This is a genomic window from Pseudomonas sp. (assembly GCF_026224925.1).
In the GTDB taxonomy this organism is placed as follows: domain Bacteria; phylum Pseudomonadota; class Gammaproteobacteria; order Pseudomonadales; family Pseudomonadaceae; genus Aquipseudomonas.
The window spans coordinates 1-17,650 of sequence record NZ_JAMFRV010000400.1; the positions used below are offsets into that span (position 1 = coordinate 1).

The window sequence follows — 17,650 nt, forward strand, 5'->3', positions numbered from 1 at the left end:
CGGCGGCCTGGTACGCCCGCTTCGATGACAAGCCGCCGGCACCCTTGGATGCTGGCGAGCACTGTACCTGCACCGGTTATTGGTCGAGCAATGCCACGGCCCGTTCACGATGCCTGTTTAACGAGGGCGACGTCATGCCGGCTTTTCCACACATGAAAGGGCGGACTCAGTGGTTTTGGCTGCAAGGGGTTGAATGAGCGTCTGCTCGGCGACGGGGGAGTTGGCGTTGGGCTTGCGTAAATATTTGGTCATCCATGGGTCCCAGATGGTTTCTTCTGTGTTGGGGTATCCGTTGGCTTCTGCCTGCTCCAGGAAACTGACTAATTGCTCTCTGTATCCTTCTGAGTACATAGAGCGCTCGACCGGTGACCGGGCGTCGTAGAAGGCAATTTGCGCTCGGTATGAAGTGCCGGAATTGCCGGTATTTCTAGTCAGGAATTCAAAGTCTTTAACCTGCCGCGTGAATCCGGCCAAGTAGCGTTCAGCGGGGGTGTGATTGCCTGTCTCATCATAGTAGATGTTGCTCAACTCATCCCTTGATAACCCGTCGTAGGGGTTGCCGGTTCTATTCAGGGTGGTGTGTTGGATGAAAACAAATGAGGCTATTTTTTCTGCTTTGGCCAACCTTTCTGGCGATGTGTCCAAAGGCTTTTGCATCAGTAGCTCTGATGTTTTTCCCTGACTGTTCATTTGCGTACTAAGCCTGACTGAGTTACTCGTCGGACCGTTAGTCCGTTGGAAGATGGCTTGGAGTTCTGCTTTTGACGGAGGTGGTTTTTCTGCTGATTGTTCTTGGCGATACAGCCCTTGTGCTTCTGTGGAAATTATTACTGACGAAGTACTCTTGCTATTGGCGTCTTGCGCCAACGCCGCAGGCTTGTACAACGCATTCTCCGTTTGGTCCAAGCGGGCAAATGACTGCGGAGGATAGGGCGTCGGAATATTGATGTTGGCGGAAATCGTCATGAGTAAGCTCCCTGCTCGATAAAACAGGGCACCTGCAGGCAAGTGCCCTGCATGCGGGTTATTGAATAGTGAAGTTTTACGCATTTCATAACGGCCCAATCCCTGTTTATCAAGTTGATCCATAGCGACCAAAATGGTCGTTTCATCACTGTGTAAATCCTTCCCTCTCTTCAATCGGCAGCGATGAAAAACCCTTAATACGGACGTTTCCGCGTTGGGTGTGGGACGTTTCTTGTGATGTTGGCGAGCGTGAATACGGAGCAACGTCTAAACTCACGCGACTTTAATAATAAGAAATGGGGATGCTGTATGAGGGGACTACGAAAGAGTGCGTTGTTCGGTTGGTTGTTGTGTTTGTGCTTGAGCAGTCAGGCGTGGGCGGCAACCGAAACGGTCGATGATGGACAGGCGGCCAAGGACTTATTGATCAAGGCGCTGGCTGAGTATCAAAAGAAAGGTGACAACGCATTTGCCGAGTTCAGTCGGCAAGGCGAGTTTGTCAGTGGCGAGCTTTATGTTTTCGTTGTTGATATCAACGGAGTGATGCTGGCGAGTGGCGGGCCTTCAGCGGTACTGATCGGGCGGGACGTGTTGCCCACCCTAAGTCCGGATTTGCAGAAAGCGTTCAAGGACGTTCTCACCACTCAAGCCAATGGCATTCAAGAAGCAGAATACCGCTGGCAGAACCAAAACGACGGCAAGGTCGAGCGCAAGCGCGTTTATTATAAACGTGTCGGTGATCGAGTCTTGGCGGTAGGTTATTACCTGCCTCGGGCGTCCGCCGAACAAGCTAAAGCCCTGTTGGACAAAGCCTCCGCAGCCCTTGTCAAAGATGAACACGGCACCATCAACAACATCAACAGCCTGAAGGGTGGCTTCCTTCAAGATGACCTTTATGTGTTCGTGGTCGATCTGGACGATGAACATTACGTTGCTCACGGCACCAATTTGCGCTTGGTCAAAACTGACTTCAGCAAGGTCAAGGACCCAGAAGGCAAGCCTGTTGGCGAGCCGATACTGGCGTTACTCAAAACACAGAATGACGGCGAGTACGACTATCGCTGGCGTAACCCGGTGACCAGCAAAATCGAGAACAAGCACGCCTACGTGCGCAAAGTCGGTCACTTCCTGGTTGCGGTGGGCTATTACAGCCGCTGATTCAGCCCGCGATTCTCATCAGATCGCCATCGCCAGGCGATCTGATGAGGTTGGCCTCACGCGGTACTTTGGTCGCCGTGAGCGCGCCCGCGCAGCAAGTTGTTTGGCATCGCTATAGCCGCCGCCAAACCCAGCAGCGAAATTCCGGCGCTGATCAGCAGCAGATGACGGAACGTCAGCGATAACTGACCACGTAACAGCTCCAGCGCCGGACCACTGACAGCGTTCAGACTGTCCATCAGCAGATTGCCTGAAGCGACTTCTCCTATGGGGCCGCCATTGAGTTGCCCAATCCCTGAACCTTGCAGCATCGCCAGCAGCAGGGCCGACATCAAGGCGATGCCAACTGCGCCGCCGAGTGAGCGAAAAAGGTTGGTGGTGCTGGTAGCAACCCCCATATCAGCCTGGGCCACCGAGTTTTGCGTACCGACAAGAGACGTCGGAAATTGCAGGCCACAAGCAAAACCGGTTAACACCATTAGTACACTGGTCATCAATACCGATTGTGGCGGGGTGAACGCCATGCCCAGTACGACAAAAGGCATCATCAATGCGCCGGTGAGAATCAACGGTTTGTAACGACCCGTCAGGGAAGTCCTGCGTCCACCGAAATAGGCGCCCATGGGCATGCCGATCGCCAGTGGCAGAAGGTGCAACGCCGCCGCATCCGCACCGCCGCCAGTGACGGTTTGAAACCGCAACGGCATCAATACGATCAATGAGATTGATTGAAAACTTGTGAAGAACATCGTGCACCAACACAGCACCGCATTGCGGTTGGCAAACAAATGCATCGGCAATAATGGCTCCGGTGCGCGACGCTCGTACCAGACGAATGCGACCAAGGCCAGCAACGCCACGCCAAGCAGCACTAACACATCAGGATCGTGCCAGCCGTGCCCTTGACCAATCTCGGTCACACCCAGCAATAGTGCGCTTAAACCAACGATCATCAAGACAGTGCCTAGATAGTCGATGATCGGCTTACGTTGCGGTACAGGCAGACCAATCAGCGTGCGGTGCGCGACCCACCAAGCGCCCAGACCCAGCGGCAAGTTGATTAAGAACACCCAGCGCCATGACATATATTCAGTCATCACGCCGCCCAGCACCGGGCCGGCGACACTGGCTATGGCATACATGCCGCTGAAATAACCCTGATAACGCCCACGTTCGCGCGGCGGCACAATATCGCCAATGATTGCTTGGCTGACCGAGACCATGCCCCCTGCACCAATGCCCTGGATAATCCGTGCCAGCACCAGCTGGTCCATGCTTTGCGCCATGCCGCAGAACAGCGACGCCAGGGTAAACAAGCCCAAGCCGAACAGCATCAAGCGGCGTCGACCATACAGATCGCCCAGTTTGCCGTAGATCGGTACGGCAACAGTCAGCGCCACCATGTAGGCGGAGATCACCCAGGCCAACAGGTCGAAGTCATGGAATTGAGCGGAGATTGCCGGCATCGAGACCGCAACAATGGTCTGGTCGAGTGCACTGAGGAAGACTGCCATCATCAGCGCGAACAGCACGCTGCGGATCGCCGGTTTAGGTTGGTTCAGACTGGTCAAGATAGAGCCCAACTAGCAATGAAAACCTACCGCAAACATCGGCAGGAAGAAGCTGCTCAGTCTAATCCGATAGCAAGCTATTCGATAGGCTCGTATGCATAAGGCTCTTCGCTTTCGTTATAACGCGCGAATCGCCGGGGGAAGGGGCGCCTATTTTAGACTCAGCCCGGCAAATGTCGCGTTTTGAGGCGCGCAGTGATTCACCGTGCACATCGCCGAGTAACGTGGCGCATTTCGTGCCTCTTCGATTTTGTAAGCACCGGCCGCATAAAGCGCCAGGACAACGGCGACTGAGAGTACAGCCATGGATCTTCTTTTTGTAATAATCATGCTGCCCACCTCTATCCGACTTTAAAAACATGTTTTAAAAGGATTGAGCTGAGTGTAGGACACTTATTACATGCACGAGCGGTATAACGGGCTGTCGCCCCAGTGCAACTGATTGCCCGACCGATGGTTATTCGAGCAGCTAAGCTTTGTTCATCCCCCATACGCTTTAGTTAGGAGAATCGTCATGAGCAAGATCGCAATTATCGGTGCCACGGGCCGGGCCGGCAGCCAGTTATTGGAAGAAGCCTTGCGCCGAGGTCATAGCGTGACAGCCATCGCCCGTGATGCTTCATCGCTGGCAGGACGTGCAGGCATCGTGGCTAAAAACCTGGACGTCAATGATGCCCAAGCCTATGCAGACGCGGTGGCCGGTCATGATGTGGTCATCAGTGCGACGCATTTTTCCACTGTGTCGGCAGCCACCACAATCGAGCCAGTAAAACAGGCCGGTGTGCCTCGGTTGTTGGTGGTGGGCGGGGCGGGCAGTCTGTTTGTGGCACCCGGTGTGCGAGTGATCGATACCCCAGACTTCCCGGCTGAGTACAAGACCGAGGCATCAGCAGGCGCTGTGTTTTTGGACGAACTGAAAAAAGAAAAAAGCTTGAATTGGACCTTCCTGTCGCCGTCTGCCCTTTTCATTGAAGGGCCGCGTACCGGCGTGTTTCGTCTCGGCCTGGATAGTCTGCTGGTAGATACCAACGGCCACAGCTCGATCAGCTTTGCGGATTTTGCCATCGCGATGATCGATGAGATCGAACAGCCCGCGCATTCCCGTCAGCGTTTTACGGTGGGTTATTGAGTTGAATTTGCGGGATGCATTGCCGAGTCTTCTGTAGGAGATCCAGCCCGTCTTCGACGCCAGCCGTGTTTGATGCGCGAAGCGGGTCGGAATATCCAAAGACCGACACAACCCTCTGTAGGAGCGAACTTGTTCGCGAGACGGACTAGCTGACACCCAAAAAACCAAAGGCCGCCAGATGATCGTCTGTGCTTAGTCCGAACAACTTGCTCCACACGCCCTTGCGCAGTTCGTGGGCGAAGGTTCTAGTGGGTTGCAGATTGCCGTTGCCAAGGAAGTCTTTGCGTTTGACGTCCAGGTCCATGATCAGCACCGCCAGTTCCGAGTCCCGTGAACCCAACAGGCTGCGGTCATGGATGTTGGCACTGCCGATCAGGGCGTAGCGGTCATCGACGATCATCATCTTGCTGTGCACGTAAATCTGTTCCGTGACGTAAACCTCTTCCTTGACTTGATTGCCGTACAGGTTAGGCAGGCTGGCCAGGTGGGCCCAGTTGCGCAGGTTGAGCAGGGTCACGTATTCAAAGCATTGTTCGTCGGTGGCGGGTGTGATGTCTTTGAACTGGGGCTGATCAACCAGCGCCTGCACCGCCCCCAGGTCCTTGCTGAAGGCTGCCGCGCAAGGCTTTATGCCCAGGCGCTGGGCGTCGAACAGTTGCTTGAGCTTCAGGTAAGCGCGTATGCCGTTGAGCAGGCTCTGTTTGCCGAACATGATGCTCTGCTGGGTCCAGTGCACCTGGGTGACAATGGCCGGGTTGTTCAGCCCGCCACCTTCGGGGTGCACCGGCAGCACGATGTACACGTGAAAGGTCGTGTCGGTCATGATCGACAGGCCGATGCGCTCGACCAGCCGTTTGGAGATGAAGTTCTTGATCGTGGCCGTGCTGTCGCCGGGCAGCACGCGGCTCGCGGCGGGGGCGCCGCCAGCGATTTTGCTGATGGTGAGCGAGGGTTCCGTCAGGGCTGTTTTTGCTTTTTGTGTGTCGTCTTTTTTGTCTTCTTTTTCTCCGCGGCCCTCTTCCCCGAAATCACTGACAAAAAACTGCTGCTCGATATAGATGTAGTGCTTGGCTTTTTCGATCAGCAACACCATGGCGCGGTAAATATCGTTCTGCGCCTCGGTCTTGCCTTTTTTGTCTTTGCGCGCCGGTGTTTGCGCTTCTTTGTCTTGCATGTCGGCAGGGGCGCTGCGCAGCACCTGCACCGAGCAGGTGCCTTGGGCCGGGTAGTCTTCCGGCTTAGGGGGCAGCGGCAACAGCGGCAGGTCAGCGCTGGTTTTTTTGCGCAGGCCATTCCAGCGCAAGGTGGAGCTGTTCGCCAGCTGGGACGCCTCCGATTCTTCGACGCGCAGGCCATTCCAGCGCAGAACAAAGTTGCGCGCCAGGTTGGACACCGCCGAGCCTTCGATGCGCAGGTGGATGTCCTGCCAGGGCATGCGCGGCTGGTGCAGGGTATCCAGGCCGGCACTGTGGGCCTGAAGATTGCCGACGCGGGTCGGGCTGTCGTCGACGTAGGGCGTTTGGTAGTGCCACGGTTCAATCTGGAACCCTTTCACGTCCGGGTTCTTCAGGTTGTTCGTACCCAGATGGCCCAGTTGCGGCACACAGCCGTTGTAGCGGTTCATGCCTTGCCGGCCATCGCCGTCGGCGTGCAGATCAAAACGTTCGTCATCGTAGCGACCGTAGGCCAGGTCCAGTCCACCGACGAACCCCACGCGCTGGTCGATGAGCACCTGTTTTTGGTGGTGGCTGTAAAACGCACGGGTAGCGTCGGCCACCGACTTGGCCAAGGTGACAAACACTTGCTGGGAACCGACGAGGCGATTGATGTCCAGCAGCACGTTACGGGTCTGTTCATCGTAGGTTTGCACCGGGGCGCTGTCGTCCCACGGCATGACGTAGATCTTTACCCCACGTTGCGCGGCGGCGAGCAGGCAGTCGTAAAGACGCACCTTGGGCGCGAGTTGGGCATCCCAGTTCACCTGCCAGCCAGCGATGTAGATGCTTTCTTTGGCGCTGGCAAAGGCCTCGATCAACTCGGCGAAGTACGCTTTGCCGCTGAAATACGGTGTGACGGCGTTGCCGCGAGCAGGGACGGAAAACGCCGAGCCTAGCCAGATATTTTCAGTTGCCGTGGCTAGATAAGGAGTGCCATCAGGCGTGACGATCTGGCAAACCGTGCGTCGTTGCATGCCGTTTTCGGGAACCGTCATGTCACTGGTCCTTCAGCTTGTTGATCAATGTCTGAGCACTGCCGGTGCTGTACTCCTAACGGGCCAAGGCGGTGTGGGAGAGGTCAGCATTGTCGCCACCCACGTGGAATTTGGTATCGCTGTAGCCCATCGCTTCTAACGCGTTAAAAAGGTTCTGTTGTTCATGCCAGTCGCCTTTGTCGACGTCTAAAGCAACCTCCCGCGTCTGGTTGCCATAGACCAACCAATATCGGTTGGGGGCTTGGTCGTAGGCGGCCTTCAAGGTTGTTTCCTGTTCGTCAGCCAGTGTGATCTTGCCTTGGTCGTTGCTCTGGCCTTCCAGCAGCGCTTCGCGGGTCAGCAGCGCTGCGCCTGGACTGTCAGCGTGAACAATTCGCCACGCGGTGTTGGGCATCGCGACGCCATCTGGCCCCGGCGCATCGGTTACTTGCAGGTTGAATTTGGCCAGAACCTCGGGCAGCGCCCGTCGGGAAAACTGCGGCAGTGGGTAGTAAGGCACCGCCATCTCCGGATCAAACAAATGCTCCGCCGCATTGATGGTCATGGCCCCCGGACAAGCAAAGGTGATGTTGCCGTCCTCGATGATCAGGCTTGCGCCGCCCTCGACCCGGAGCAGGATTTTGTTGCCGGCCGCCAATTCGGTTTCGCCGTTGAGCGACGTCAGTTTGAAATTGCCGCGTTGAATGACCAGAAGGCGGGCGGCAAGGACGGGGATTATTGGGTATTTATCGAGGGGGTGGACTGGCAGACGTCAGAAAGAGACGAGTCCTACAGGGTTTGAGGTTTTTGACTACAAAAACGCCGAGCGGGTGAAACCGCTGGCGCGCATGGAATTGGGGGACAGCACCCCTGCCGCGCTACCAGACAATCGCGGAAACCATCGCCTTCGCCTGGCACCTCAAAGGAAAGCTTCCAGAGGGACGGCAGCCAGCCGTTTACCGGGGAAAAGTCGGTGAGACGCAGCGCCTTCGACACCCTAACCGGCATTGCCCTGCCAATGCTCGACAACCTCGACAACATCCGCGCCTTCAGCAAAGACACTGGCGACGTGCTGAAGCTGGTTAAAGCCTTGCCGACTCCGCCCGCCCTCAGCGAAGAAACCGCCACCACACCAGAGCTGAAAACGGTGCTCAACGCGATAAAAACGGCGAAGGCTAAAGAAATGGCCAAACAGTTGTTCGACAGCCTGCCCGCAGAAGAAAAAACCGGGTGGCTGGACCAAATCAAAGACGTTGTGGCCGGTTAAACCAACTGTAGGAGAGCGCTTGCCCGCGATCGGTCCGGGGTCGCGCTCGACCAAAGCAGTCGTAAAATCAGCAGACTCGTTTCTACAGTTAGAAACGAGTGTGCTGGGTTGGGACCGCTTCGCGATCCATCGCAGGCAAGCGCGCTCCTACAGTTTTGGTGGTTCGCCTAAAGCCAACGCCAGGAGTTTGCGGGCGGTGCGGTTCTGAAACTGTCGCGCAATGCTACGGCATTAATCGTGCGCTTTTTTGGGTTGAACACCTGCGCAGTTCTCAGCGCTGAGTGGGCGGGTAAATCACTGATCATCTAGACCGACGGTCCAACTCTACGAAACGCCTTATCTCAGAAATGAAATGTGATCAAAAAGGGATATTTTGGCACAGCATTGAGTGACTAGACTCCAGCCTTTTAATAAAGCTGGAGCTGCTAATGATGCGTTTTTCCTTGATGTGCCGCCTATTGCTCGCCAGCTTGGCGGTGAGTTTCGCAAGTCATGCCGCAGCCAGTGAACCGGCGCTGACGCTAAGCGTGTTCAATCCCGGTACTCAGGCAATGTTCCCGGTGTCTTCGGTGTTAGTTTTCGGCGGTCATGATGCCATTCTAGTCGATGCTCAATTCGGTAAAACTCAGGCCCTTCAGGTGGTCGAGACGATCCGGAACAGCGGCAAAACCTTGACAACAATCTACATAAGTCACGGTGATCCAGACTACTACTTCGGGCTGGATACGATCACCACAGCGTTTCCGGCGGCCAAAGTAGTCGCTTCGGCGCAGACGGTCGCACACATTAAAAAAACCATGGTTGATAAACTCGCGTTTTGGGGGCCGAAAATGGGCGCGGACGCCCCAAGCAGGCTTGTAGTGCCAGAGGTGTTGGCCGGCAATAGTCTGACTCTCGAAGGTCATGCACTGAACGTTATGGGGCTCGACGGTAAGCAGCCGGATCGCAGTTTCGTCTGGATTCCATCAATCAAAGCGGTTGTAGGCGGAGTGGTGGTCTCGGACAACATTCATGTATGGATGGCTGATACGCAGACAGAACAATCCCATCGTTACTGGGTCAATACCCTGAACCAAATCGCAAGCCTTAAACCGCTGACGGTCATCCCTGGCCACTATTTAGGGACAACCGCGTATTCCATTGAGGCTGTGAACTTCACCAGGGATTACATCAAGGCGTTCGACAACGCCGCCATCAACGCCAGCGATTCGGTCGGCATGATTACGTCCATGACCAAGCGTTACCCTGAATTGGGTGAAGTGTCATCCCTTGAACTCAGCGCCAAAGTCGTTAAAGGGGAGCTGCAGTGGTGATGGATGCGCGTTAATTACTCGATCGCTCAGCCGCCTGCGTAAGCAACCAGTCAATCAGTTCACGCAGTTGCGGCGACGGGTCTGAGCGTTCGGGATAGACCAGGTAATACGCGGCGCCGGTGCGTACTTTGAGGTCGAAAGGTGTCACCAGTCGACCGGTGCTCAGGTCTTCACCGATCAAGGACCAATCGCCGATGGCGACACCGGTACTTTGGGACGCAACCGACATGGCCAGGTCCAGCGTGTCAAAGTGCTGACCTTTACCGATATTCCTCACCGTGGTGCCAGCAGCCTTGAGCCACGCCTCCCAGTCGCGTTGGTCACGGGTCGGGTGCAGCAACATGTGCTGTTCCAGATCCGCCAACGTTTTGAGGGGAATCGGTCCGTTCAACAATTGTTGCGAGCAAACCGGCGTCAGTTGCTCGTCGAACAGATGGTGCGCGGCCACCGAATTAGCCGGTGGCGCGCCATATACCACGGCGGCATCGAACTCCTCTCGGCGAAAATCCACCGCGTGCTGGATGGTGGTGGTCAGTTCTACCGGCACGTCCGGGCGCTCTTTTTGCCACTCCAATAACCTTGGCAGCAGCCAGCGCATCATGCAGGTCGGCGCTTTGAGTTTTAGCGTTTCGCGTTTTGCGCCGACTTGCTCGACGGCTTCGTCGATCAGCGAAAACACCTTCTGAATCCGTGGGAATAACTCACTGCCTTGGGTCGTCAAGCTTAAGCCCCGCGCCTGACGCTGAAACAGCGGGTAACCCAGATGACTTTCCAGCCCCGAAATCTGCCGACTCACCGCGCCTTGGGTGATGTGCAGCAGTTCAGCAGCTCGCGTGAAATTGCAGCACTGGGCCGTAATCAGGAAGGTATGCAGCGCTGGGAGGGGCGGAAGACGTTTCATCGGTGCTTAGTCATGCAGTGAGGACATGCCTAGCATGACATTTTTTGCCTTGTCACAGGTATGGCCACACGGTCCAATTGCGGCTCATCTGTAGCGTGTCCCGCCGCCGTGTGCGCCGGGACGTTGATGCAGGTCCAAACAGAAGAAAGGCAGACAAACATGGCAACGTGCGGCGAAGTATTGGTCAAATTGCTCGAGGGCTACGGCGTCGAGCAGGTCTTCGGCATACCCGGCGTGCATACCGTCGAGCTGTATCGCGGGCTTGCAGGCTCCTCGATCAACCATGTAACGCCGCGTCATGAACAAGGTGCGGGCTTTATGGCCGACGGTTATGCGCGCACCAGCGGCAAGCCGGGCGTATGTTTCATCATCACCGGGCCGGGCATGACCAATATCACAACGGCCATGGGTCAGGCTTATGCCGACTCGATCCCGATGTTGGTTATCTCCAGCGTGCAATCACGCAGCCAGTTGGGAGGCGGGCGTGGAAAACTGCATGAACTGCCATCGCAGAGCAATCTGGTTGCTGGCGTGGCGGCGTTTTCTCACACCTTGATGTCGGCATCTGAGCTGCCTGCGGTGCTTGCCCGGGCATTCGCGTTGTTTCAGGCCGGCCGTCCGCGTCCGGTTCATATCGAAATTCCGCTCGACGTGCTGGTTGAGAATGCCGATGCGTTGCTCGCTAGCCAACCGGTTACTGTTGACCGCGCCGGCGCGGCTCCGCGGGCGATTGCGCAGATGGTCAGCCTATTAGCTGCGGCTGAACGACCGCTGATCCTCGCAGGCGGCGGTGCCATTGATGCTGCGCCAGCGCTGACGCAGCTCGCCGAATTGCTGGGTGCCCCCGTCGCATTGACCATCAATGCCAAGGGCATGTTGCCGTCCCGCCATCCTTTATTGATCGGCTCTACTCAATCGTTAGTGGCGACGCGCGCGTTGGTGGCCGAGGCCGACGTGGTGTTGGCCATCGGTACTGAACTGGCCGAAACCGACTACGACATCACCTTCGCCGGTGGTTTCGAGATTCCCGGTACGTTGCTGCGCATCGACATCGATCCAGACCAAACCGTGCGCAACTATATGCCTCATGTAGCGCTGGTTTCGGACGCCGACACCGCTGCGCAGGCATTGCTCGCTGGGTTGGCGACCGAAGAACTGCCAGCACGTCGCGCAGATTGGGGTCACCAGCGGGCGTCGGTATTGCGCGAAACCCTGGAAACGACGTGGGATGAGTCCATGCGCGGGCAGACTGTTTTCCTGGGGGCAATTCTCGATGTGCTGCCGGACGCGGTGCTGGTCGGCGATTCAACCCAGCCGGTGTACACCGGTAATCTGACCTTGAACTTGGAGCAGCCGCGTCGTTGGTTCAACTCATCGACGGGCTACGGCACCCTCGGTTATGCGTTGCCCGCCGCCATTGGTGCATGGTTGGGACGAGCCTGCGAAGCGGGTAGTCGCGGCGCAGTGGTGTGCCTGATTGGTGATGGTGGTTTGCAGTTCACCCTAGCGGAACTGGCGAGTGCCGTCGAAGCGCGCACGCCGATCATCGTGTTGCTGTGGAATAACCAAGGCTATGAAGAGATCAAAAAGTACATGGTCAATCGCGCCATTGAGCCGGTGGGCGTCGACATCTATACCCCAGACTTTATTGCTGTCGCCAAAGCCTTGGGCTGTGGGGCCGAAGCGGCTTGTGGTGTCGATGAATTGAAAGCGGCGTTGCGTGAGGCCGCTGACCGCCAAGGTCCGACCTTGATTGAAATTGATCAAACGTTGTGGATGGAAGGATTGAAATCATGCTGAACCCTCAACCGGGCGTGTACATAAACGGCCAATGGTTGGCTGGCAGTGAACAACTTTCAGTCATCAACCCGGCCACTGAGGCGCCTCTGGCCACGGTGGCCGGTGGTGGCGAAGCGTCGGTGGAGCAGGCCGTACACGCGGCAACAACCGCTTTTCCTGAATGGTCGCAGACTTGCGGAGCCGACCGTGGCGCGTTCCTGCGCAAGATTGTCCGCGGTGTGCAAGAGCGGCGCGAACGCCTGATCGAACTGCAATCGCTCAACAACGGCAAACCATTGTTTGAGGCGGCCATTGATGTGGATGACGTGATCGCCACCTTCGATTATTACGCCGGCCTTGCCGAAGCGTTGGACGCTAGCCAAAACAGCAGCGTGCCGTTACCCAGCGATGACTTTGCTGCGCGGTTGCGCCGTGAACCCTGTGGCGTTGTCGCGTTGATCGTGCCCTGGAATTTCCCGATGGTCACCACCGCGTGGAAGCTGGCGCCAGCCTTGGCCGCCGGGTGTTGCGTGGTCTTAAAACCATCGGAAGTCACGCCACTGCCGGAGCTGGAGCTGGCCGACATCATTGCCCACTGCGGCTTGCCCGCCGGGGTGTTCAACCTGGTTTGCGGGACCGGGCTGGCGGTCGGCGCACCGTTGGCGGCGCATCCGGGCGTCGCGAAAATTTCCTTCACTGGCAGCAATGCCGTGGGTGTACAGGTCATGCAGCGCGCCGCCGAAACGGTGAAAGGCGTCAGCCTGGAATTAGGCGGTAAATCCTCATTGCTGGTGCTCGCGGATGCCGATCTGGATTTGGCTGTTGAACTCGCCAGCGGCGGCGGATTCTTTAATGCCGGACAGATGTGTTCCGCAACCAGTCGGGTGTTGGTGGCCGACGAATTGGCCGATGCGTTTCTCGAAAAGCTCAAAGCACGGGCTGAGGCCATTCGTGTTGCTGACCCATTTGATCCGGACGTCGAGATGGGTGCACTGGTGAATCAGGCGCAGTACCAGCGCGTCCTCGGTCATATCGCCCGCGGCATCAATGCTGGAGCACTACTGGTCTGTGGCGGTGAACGGCCTGTGGAATTACCGCGCGGATATTTTTTGCGGCCCACGATTTTCACCAATGTGCCCCTGGAAAGTGCGTTATGGCGTGAAGAGATTTTCGGACCGGTGCTGTGCGTGCGCAGCTTCGCCACCGAAGCCGAGGCCATCGCGTTGGCTAATGATAGCGAGTTCGGTCTGGTCGCCAGTGTTGTAAGCGCTGACGCAGAGGCCGCTGATCGGGTCGCAAACGCCCTGCACGCGGGGCTGGTGTGGATAAACGCCCCGCAAGTGATCTTCCCGCAGACGGCGTGGGGTGGTTACAAACACAGCAGTATCGGTCGTGAGTTAGGACCCTGGGGACTGCAGGCTTTTCAGGAAATAAAGCACGTCATCCGTAGCCTCTGAAAGCCGTTCCAAAGCACGGGAATAGGTCACGCATGCCTCCTTGTGAGGCATGCGTTTGGCACATGGCTTCAATGACAAACTTTCGATTGTTGCACCTTCCCCACCGCCTCAGGATGACCCCCATCAAGCCAGCTCGGCCCTCGGTTTACGGGCGCTGTAGCTGGATTGATGCGCGGCTCCGTCACTGCCCTTTAGGCCTGGGGCAAAGACGCGATCACCTCACTTAAGAAAAACAAACGGAGTCCGTCATGGGCGAGCACGATCTGAACAGAAGGCAATTCATCAAGACAGTGGGTGTTGCATCGGTTGCCGCTGCAGCGATGTCCATGCCGTTTATCCGGGCGAGTGCCGCGGAAAACCAATTTCAGGGCAAGACCCTACGCTTGTTGACCTGGTCAGATGACACCGGGCTGGCTGCATTGCGCAACATCGCCGCGACTTTCGAAGCTAAAACCGGCGCCAAGGTTATTGCAGACCGCACCGGCAGCACCTCGGAAATGGTTGCCAAGCTCAAGGCCGGCGGTGATCGTCCGCAATACGACATCATCACCCTTGCCGGTGTGGGTGCCGAAGGCCTGGCAGCAGCCGGTCTGCTTGAAAAACCTGACCTGAACCGTATCCCCAACATCGTCGATGTTCCGGAAAAATATCGTACTGGCGCTAACGGTCATGGCGTCGGTTATCTGCTGTGGTGCAACAGCTTGATCTACAGCACCCGCACCGTTAAAGAGGCTCCAACCAGCTACGCCGCACTGTGGGACAAGGACTTGGCGCCGAGCATTTTCCTGCCGCCGCCGAACTGGACCGAAGCCATGGACTTGATCATCATCGCTGCCAAGCTGGCCGGTGGTGACGAGCACAATATCGAGCCTGGCTTCAAGAAACTGGCTGAACTCAAAGATCGCGTCGTGACCCTGGGTGAAAACCCGAACCAGATCGCCGAACTGTTCCGCACCGGCTCGCTGGACATGGGCGGTCTTTACGCCCCCGCGTTCTTCCCGAAACAGCTTCGCGACCCGGCTTACGGTTTGGGCGCTACGTTCGGCATGAAAGAAGGTTTCTACACGGACTTGATGCAGACCGTTATGCCGAAAAATCGCCCAGGCGATACAGATTTGGCCTACGCCTTTATCAACCACTCTCTGGACCCATTGGTGCAGGGCAAGATGGCTGAAGACATCTACAACGGCCCGGTCAACGCCAAGGCGATCATCTCCGCCGAAGCCCGCAAGAGTCCGTTCATCCTTACGCCTGAGCAAATTGCCGACAAGGCGATCATGCACGACAACGCCTTCTTGGCGACCGTGCATGACCAGTGGATTCGTCGATACACCGAGATTTTCTCTTCTTGATGTGCTGATCGCGAGCAAGCCCGCTCCTACATGATCGTGTAGGAGCGTGCTTGCTCGCGATGGCGGTATCGCTGCTGAAATCCATCTCCCACGAGATCATTGCTATGGAAAACCAACCTTTGATCCGCTCGGTCGTTACGTCTTCGCAACGTCGTGCCAAATCGATTTCTCCCACGGCGCGCGCTTGGCTTTTCCTTACGCCGTCGATGCTGTTTCTTGCCGTTCTAATCGCTGCCAGTCTGTTGGTGTTGCGCATGAGTGTGGGCACCAAAGGCGCGGAATGGAGCGGCTTCAGCCTCGCCAGCTACGCGCAGTTGGCTGAGCCCTATTACTTGAAATCGTTGCTGCTGACCCTGCGACTGGCGTTGTTCAGTGCGGCGATCGCAGTAGTGCTGGCGATTCCGGTGGCTTACACCATGTCCCGCCTGCAATCGCCATTCTTGCGAAGAGTGTTCTTGGCTGCCGTGCTGTTGCCATTACTGGTCAATTTACTGCTGCAAAGTTATGGCTGGCTGGTAATACTCGGGCCGGGCGGGATGCTGAATAAAGCGTTGATCGGGCTTGGCCTCATCACTCGTCCAGTGATGTTGCTGTACAACCAAAACGGCGTGTTGATGGGGTTGGTGCAAACCGCTTTCCCCTTAGCAGTGTTGCCGATTGCCAGCGCCATGCGCGGCGTTTCCCGCAGCTTTGAAGAAGCCGCGGCAACGTTGGGCGCCAGCCGCTTTCAAGTGTTTCGCCAAGTGGTATTGCCGATGAGCCTGCCCGGCATCATCACGGGCGCCACGTTGGTGTTTGCCTACAACGCCAGTAGTTTTGTCGTACCGCTTTTGCTCGGTGGTCGGCGGGTGCCCATGCTGGCGGTGATGGTCCATGACCAAATCGCACCACTGATGAACTGGCCCGCAGCCTCGGCGGCGGGTGTGGTGTTGATCGCGACCACGCTGGCGATCATGACCCTCTCTGAATATTTTGCCGGTCGCCGCCGTCGCCTGTTGGAGGCTTCCCAATGAGCCGCTCCTTGAAATCACGTTTTCGCTTCCAACCGGTATTGCCCGGTGACACCGGACGTTTTGCCGGTTTTCTTTCAGGCTTCATTTTATTGCTCGCAGTGCTACCGATTCTGACCATGATCGTCATGTCGTTCAGTGGCGCCTCGAACCTGGATTTCCCGCCCAGCAGCTACAGTATGCAATGGTACAAAGCCGCGTGGCAGACCTTCGTTTCGCCCGACGCCAGCGATGTCCTGAGTCTGGGCAAAGCCATGGCCACCAGTTTGTGGGTGGCGTGCTTGACCATGATTCTGGCAACCATCGTGGCGGTGCCCGCGTCCTACGCCCTGACCCGTTGTGAATTTCGCGGCAAGGGCGTGGCGCTGCAATTGATGTCGTTGCCCCTGGTGTTTCCGATGGTGGTGCTTGGGTTGGCATTGCTGCTGATTTTCGACAGCCTGCCGTTCCAGATGAACACCTCGCGGCTGGTGATTGCTCACGTGATCCTGGCGCTGCCGTTCGTGGTTAAAAACTGTACGGCAGCCATGATGTCGATTGGCAGTGAAGTCGAGGAGGCCGCACAGATGCTCGGCGCTTCACCGCTGCGGGCGATTGTCGATGTCGTGGTTCCGTTGATGAAATCAGGGATTCTTGCCGGGATGCTGCTGGCGTTTATCGTCTCGTTCAACGAATTCACAGTGACCTACTTTTTGTACAACATCGACGTCATGACCGTGCCGATCTGGATGTACAGCCGCACGGTGTCATCGCTGGACCCCACCGTATTCTCGTTTGCCGTGCTGATCGTGCTGATCGACTTCGTCCTGATCTGGGCGTTGGAGAAGCTGGTCGGTGAAGGTGGCGTTTCGTTTTAATTTTTTTGAGGTTTAAGTAAATGACCGGATTAATTCTGGAAAACGTCGAGAAATATTACGGCTCCGCCTGCGCGGTGACCGACGTCAATTTGCACCTGCCGGAAGGCAAGTTGGTGTGTTTTCTCGGCCCGTCGGGCTGTGGCAAGACCACCTTGCTGCGCATGATCGCCGGATTGGAAACCCTCACCAGTGGCGAGATTCGTCTCGACGGTGAAGACGTCAGCCATACCCCGGCGCATCAGCGAAATTTCGGCATGGTCTTCCAGTCACTGGCGTTGTTTCCGCACATGACTGTCGGTGAAAACATTGCTTATCCGCTGAAACTGCGCGGCGTAAGCAAGGCCGATCAAAACGCGCGGGTCAAGGAACTGCTGGAACTGATTCAATTGCAGGCGATGATCGATCGGCCGGTAGCCAAGTTGTCCGGTGGCCAGCGGCAGCGCGTTGCCATTGCGCGGGCGATTGCGTCGCACCCTAAGTTGTTGTTGCTGGACGAGCCTTTGTCGGCGCTCGACGCCAAGCTGCGCGAGTCCATGCAAGTGGAAATTCGCCAACTGCAACAACGGCTAAACATCACCACGATTCTGGTGACCCACGACCAGCGTGAAGCCATGACCATGGCCGATATCGTTGTCGTACTGGGGCAAAATCGTGTGCAGCAGGTTGGCACTCCGATTGAAATTTACCGCAACCCTGCCA

At 56.8% G+C, this 17,650-nt stretch carries 15 protein-coding genes and 1 pseudogene; 11 read left to right on the forward strand and 5 right to left on the reverse strand.

Annotated elements, in window-relative coordinates:
- Positions 1–132: 132 nt before the first annotated feature.
- Positions 133–966, reverse strand: a complete 834-nt coding sequence (locus M0974_RS17280) for a hypothetical protein (protein ID WP_297839221.1) — start codon at positions 964–966, stop codon at positions 133–135.
- Between the two features lie 309 nt (positions 967–1,275).
- Here M0974_RS17280 and M0974_RS17285 point away from each other — a divergent pair, with 309 nt between their 5' ends.
- The gene (locus M0974_RS17285) at positions 1,276–2,124 is read left to right on the forward strand and encodes a cache domain-containing protein (protein ID WP_297839223.1); all 849 of its coding nucleotides are present in this window, start codon (positions 1,276–1,278) and stop codon (positions 2,122–2,124) included.
- A 56-nt stretch (positions 2,125–2,180) separates the two neighbouring features.
- Here M0974_RS17285 and M0974_RS17290 read toward each other — a convergent pair whose 3' ends face one another.
- Complete coding sequence (locus tag M0974_RS17290) at positions 2,181–3,695, reverse strand: MDR family MFS transporter (RefSeq protein WP_297839226.1); 1,515 nt, start codon at positions 3,693–3,695, stop codon at positions 2,181–2,183.
- A 514-nt stretch (positions 3,696–4,209) separates the two neighbouring features.
- On the opposite strand from M0974_RS17290, the gene M0974_RS17295 reads away from it, so the two are divergent.
- Entirely contained in the window at positions 4,210–4,824 is a 615-nt protein-coding gene (locus tag M0974_RS17295) for an NAD(P)-dependent oxidoreductase (RefSeq protein WP_297839229.1), read from the forward strand.
- A 145-nt stretch (positions 4,825–4,969) separates the two neighbouring features.
- On the opposite strand, the gene M0974_RS17300 is transcribed toward M0974_RS17295, so the two are convergent.
- Positions 4,970–7,036, reverse strand: a complete 2,067-nt coding sequence (locus M0974_RS17300; protein ID WP_297839232.1) for a phospholipase D-like domain-containing protein — start codon at positions 7,034–7,036, stop codon at positions 4,970–4,972.
- A gap of 55 nt (positions 7,037–7,091) precedes the next feature.
- Positions 7,092–7,784, reverse strand: coding sequence for a DUF2345 domain-containing protein (locus tag M0974_RS17305; RefSeq protein ID WP_367279031.1), 693 nt, complete (start codon positions 7,782–7,784; stop codon positions 7,092–7,094).
- Between the two features lie 28 nt (positions 7,785–7,812).
- Here M0974_RS17305 and M0974_RS17310 point away from each other — a divergent pair.
- The 3 genes and pseudogenes from M0974_RS17310 to M0974_RS17320 all read left to right on the forward strand — a co-directional run.
- Positions 7,813–7,966 (forward strand): annotated as a pseudogene (locus M0974_RS17310) (flagellar biosynthesis protein FlhB); the annotation flags it as partial.
- A gap of 22 nt (positions 7,967–7,988) precedes the next feature.
- The gene (locus M0974_RS17315) at positions 7,989–8,282 is read left to right on the forward strand and encodes a hypothetical protein (protein ID WP_297839260.1); all 294 of its coding nucleotides are present in this window, start codon (positions 7,989–7,991) and stop codon (positions 8,280–8,282) included.
- A 428-nt stretch (positions 8,283–8,710) separates the two neighbouring features.
- A complete protein-coding gene (locus M0974_RS17320; protein WP_297839234.1) occupies positions 8,711–9,595 on the forward strand; it encodes an MBL fold metallo-hydrolase in 885 nt (294 codons plus the stop codon).
- 10 nt (positions 9,596–9,605) lie between these two features.
- Here the strand turns inward: M0974_RS17320 and M0974_RS17325 are convergent, their stop codons facing one another.
- Positions 9,606–10,496: a LysR substrate-binding domain-containing protein gene (locus M0974_RS17325; protein ID WP_297839237.1), complete on the reverse strand. Its 891-nt coding sequence runs from the start codon at positions 10,494–10,496 to the stop codon at positions 9,606–9,608.
- Between the two features lie 159 nt (positions 10,497–10,655).
- Between M0974_RS17325 and M0974_RS17330 the strand changes: the two genes are divergently transcribed.
- The 6 genes from M0974_RS17330 to M0974_RS17355 form a co-directional block, all read left to right on the forward strand.
- Positions 10,656–12,296, forward strand: a complete 1,641-nt coding sequence (locus M0974_RS17330) for a 5-guanidino-2-oxopentanoate decarboxylase (protein WP_297839240.1) — start codon at positions 10,656–10,658, stop codon at positions 12,294–12,296.
- On the forward strand, positions 12,290–13,732 hold the full coding sequence (locus M0974_RS17335; protein ID WP_297839243.1) for an aldehyde dehydrogenase family protein: 1,443 nt from the start codon (positions 12,290–12,292) through the stop codon (positions 13,730–13,732). The genes M0974_RS17330 and M0974_RS17335 overlap by 7 nt, the downstream gene beginning before the upstream one ends.
- 248 nt (positions 13,733–13,980) lie before the next feature.
- Complete coding sequence (locus tag M0974_RS17340; RefSeq protein WP_297839247.1) at positions 13,981–15,084, forward strand: ABC transporter substrate-binding protein; 1,104 nt, start codon at positions 13,981–13,983, stop codon at positions 15,082–15,084.
- Between the two features lie 104 nt (positions 15,085–15,188).
- Positions 15,189–16,097, forward strand: a complete 909-nt coding sequence (locus M0974_RS17345) for an ABC transporter permease (protein WP_297839258.1) — start codon at positions 15,189–15,191, stop codon at positions 16,095–16,097.
- The gene (locus M0974_RS17350) at positions 16,094–16,951 is read left to right on the forward strand and encodes an ABC transporter permease (RefSeq protein ID WP_297839249.1); all 858 of its coding nucleotides are present in this window, start codon (positions 16,094–16,096) and stop codon (positions 16,949–16,951) included. Before M0974_RS17345 ends, M0974_RS17350 begins: the two co-directional genes overlap by 4 nt.
- Before the next feature lie 20 nt (positions 16,952–16,971).
- Positions 16,972–17,650, forward strand: a 679-nt coding sequence (locus tag M0974_RS17355) for an ABC transporter ATP-binding protein (protein WP_297839252.1), incomplete at its 3' end; no start/stop codon positions are given.

What these genes read in the sequence shown, in the direction of transcription:
- M0974_RS17320 (WP_297839234.1), top strand. Translation starts at nt 8,711, where the DNA reads ATGATGCGTTTTTCCTTGATGTGCCGCCTATTGCTCGCCAGCTTGGCG.
- M0974_RS17350 (WP_297839249.1), top strand. Translation starts at nt 16,094, where the DNA reads ATGAGCCGCTCCTTGAAATCACGTTTTCGCTTCCAACCGGTATTGCCC.
- M0974_RS17300 (WP_297839232.1), bottom strand. Translation starts at nt 7,036, where the DNA reads ATGACGGTTCCCGAAAACGGCATGCAACGACGCACGGTTTGCCAGATC.
- M0974_RS17325 (WP_297839237.1), bottom strand. Translation starts at nt 10,496, where the DNA reads ATGAAACGTCTTCCGCCCCTCCCAGCGCTGCATACCTTCCTGATTACG.
- M0974_RS17295 (WP_297839229.1), top strand. Translation starts at nt 4,210, where the DNA reads ATGAGCAAGATCGCAATTATCGGTGCCACGGGCCGGGCCGGCAGCCAG.
- M0974_RS17330 (WP_297839240.1), top strand. Translation starts at nt 10,656, where the DNA reads ATGGCAACGTGCGGCGAAGTATTGGTCAAATTGCTCGAGGGCTACGGC.
- M0974_RS17280 (WP_297839221.1), bottom strand. Translation starts at nt 966, where the DNA reads ATGACGATTTCCGCCAACATCAATATTCCGACGCCCTATCCTCCGCAG.
- M0974_RS17345 (WP_297839258.1), top strand. Translation starts at nt 15,189, where the DNA reads ATGGAAAACCAACCTTTGATCCGCTCGGTCGTTACGTCTTCGCAACGT.
- M0974_RS17335 (WP_297839243.1), top strand. Translation starts at nt 12,290, where the DNA reads ATGCTGAACCCTCAACCGGGCGTGTACATAAACGGCCAATGGTTGGCT.
- M0974_RS17285 (WP_297839223.1), top strand. Translation starts at nt 1,276, where the DNA reads ATGAGGGGACTACGAAAGAGTGCGTTGTTCGGTTGGTTGTTGTGTTTG.
- M0974_RS17340 (WP_297839247.1), top strand. Translation starts at nt 13,981, where the DNA reads ATGGGCGAGCACGATCTGAACAGAAGGCAATTCATCAAGACAGTGGGT.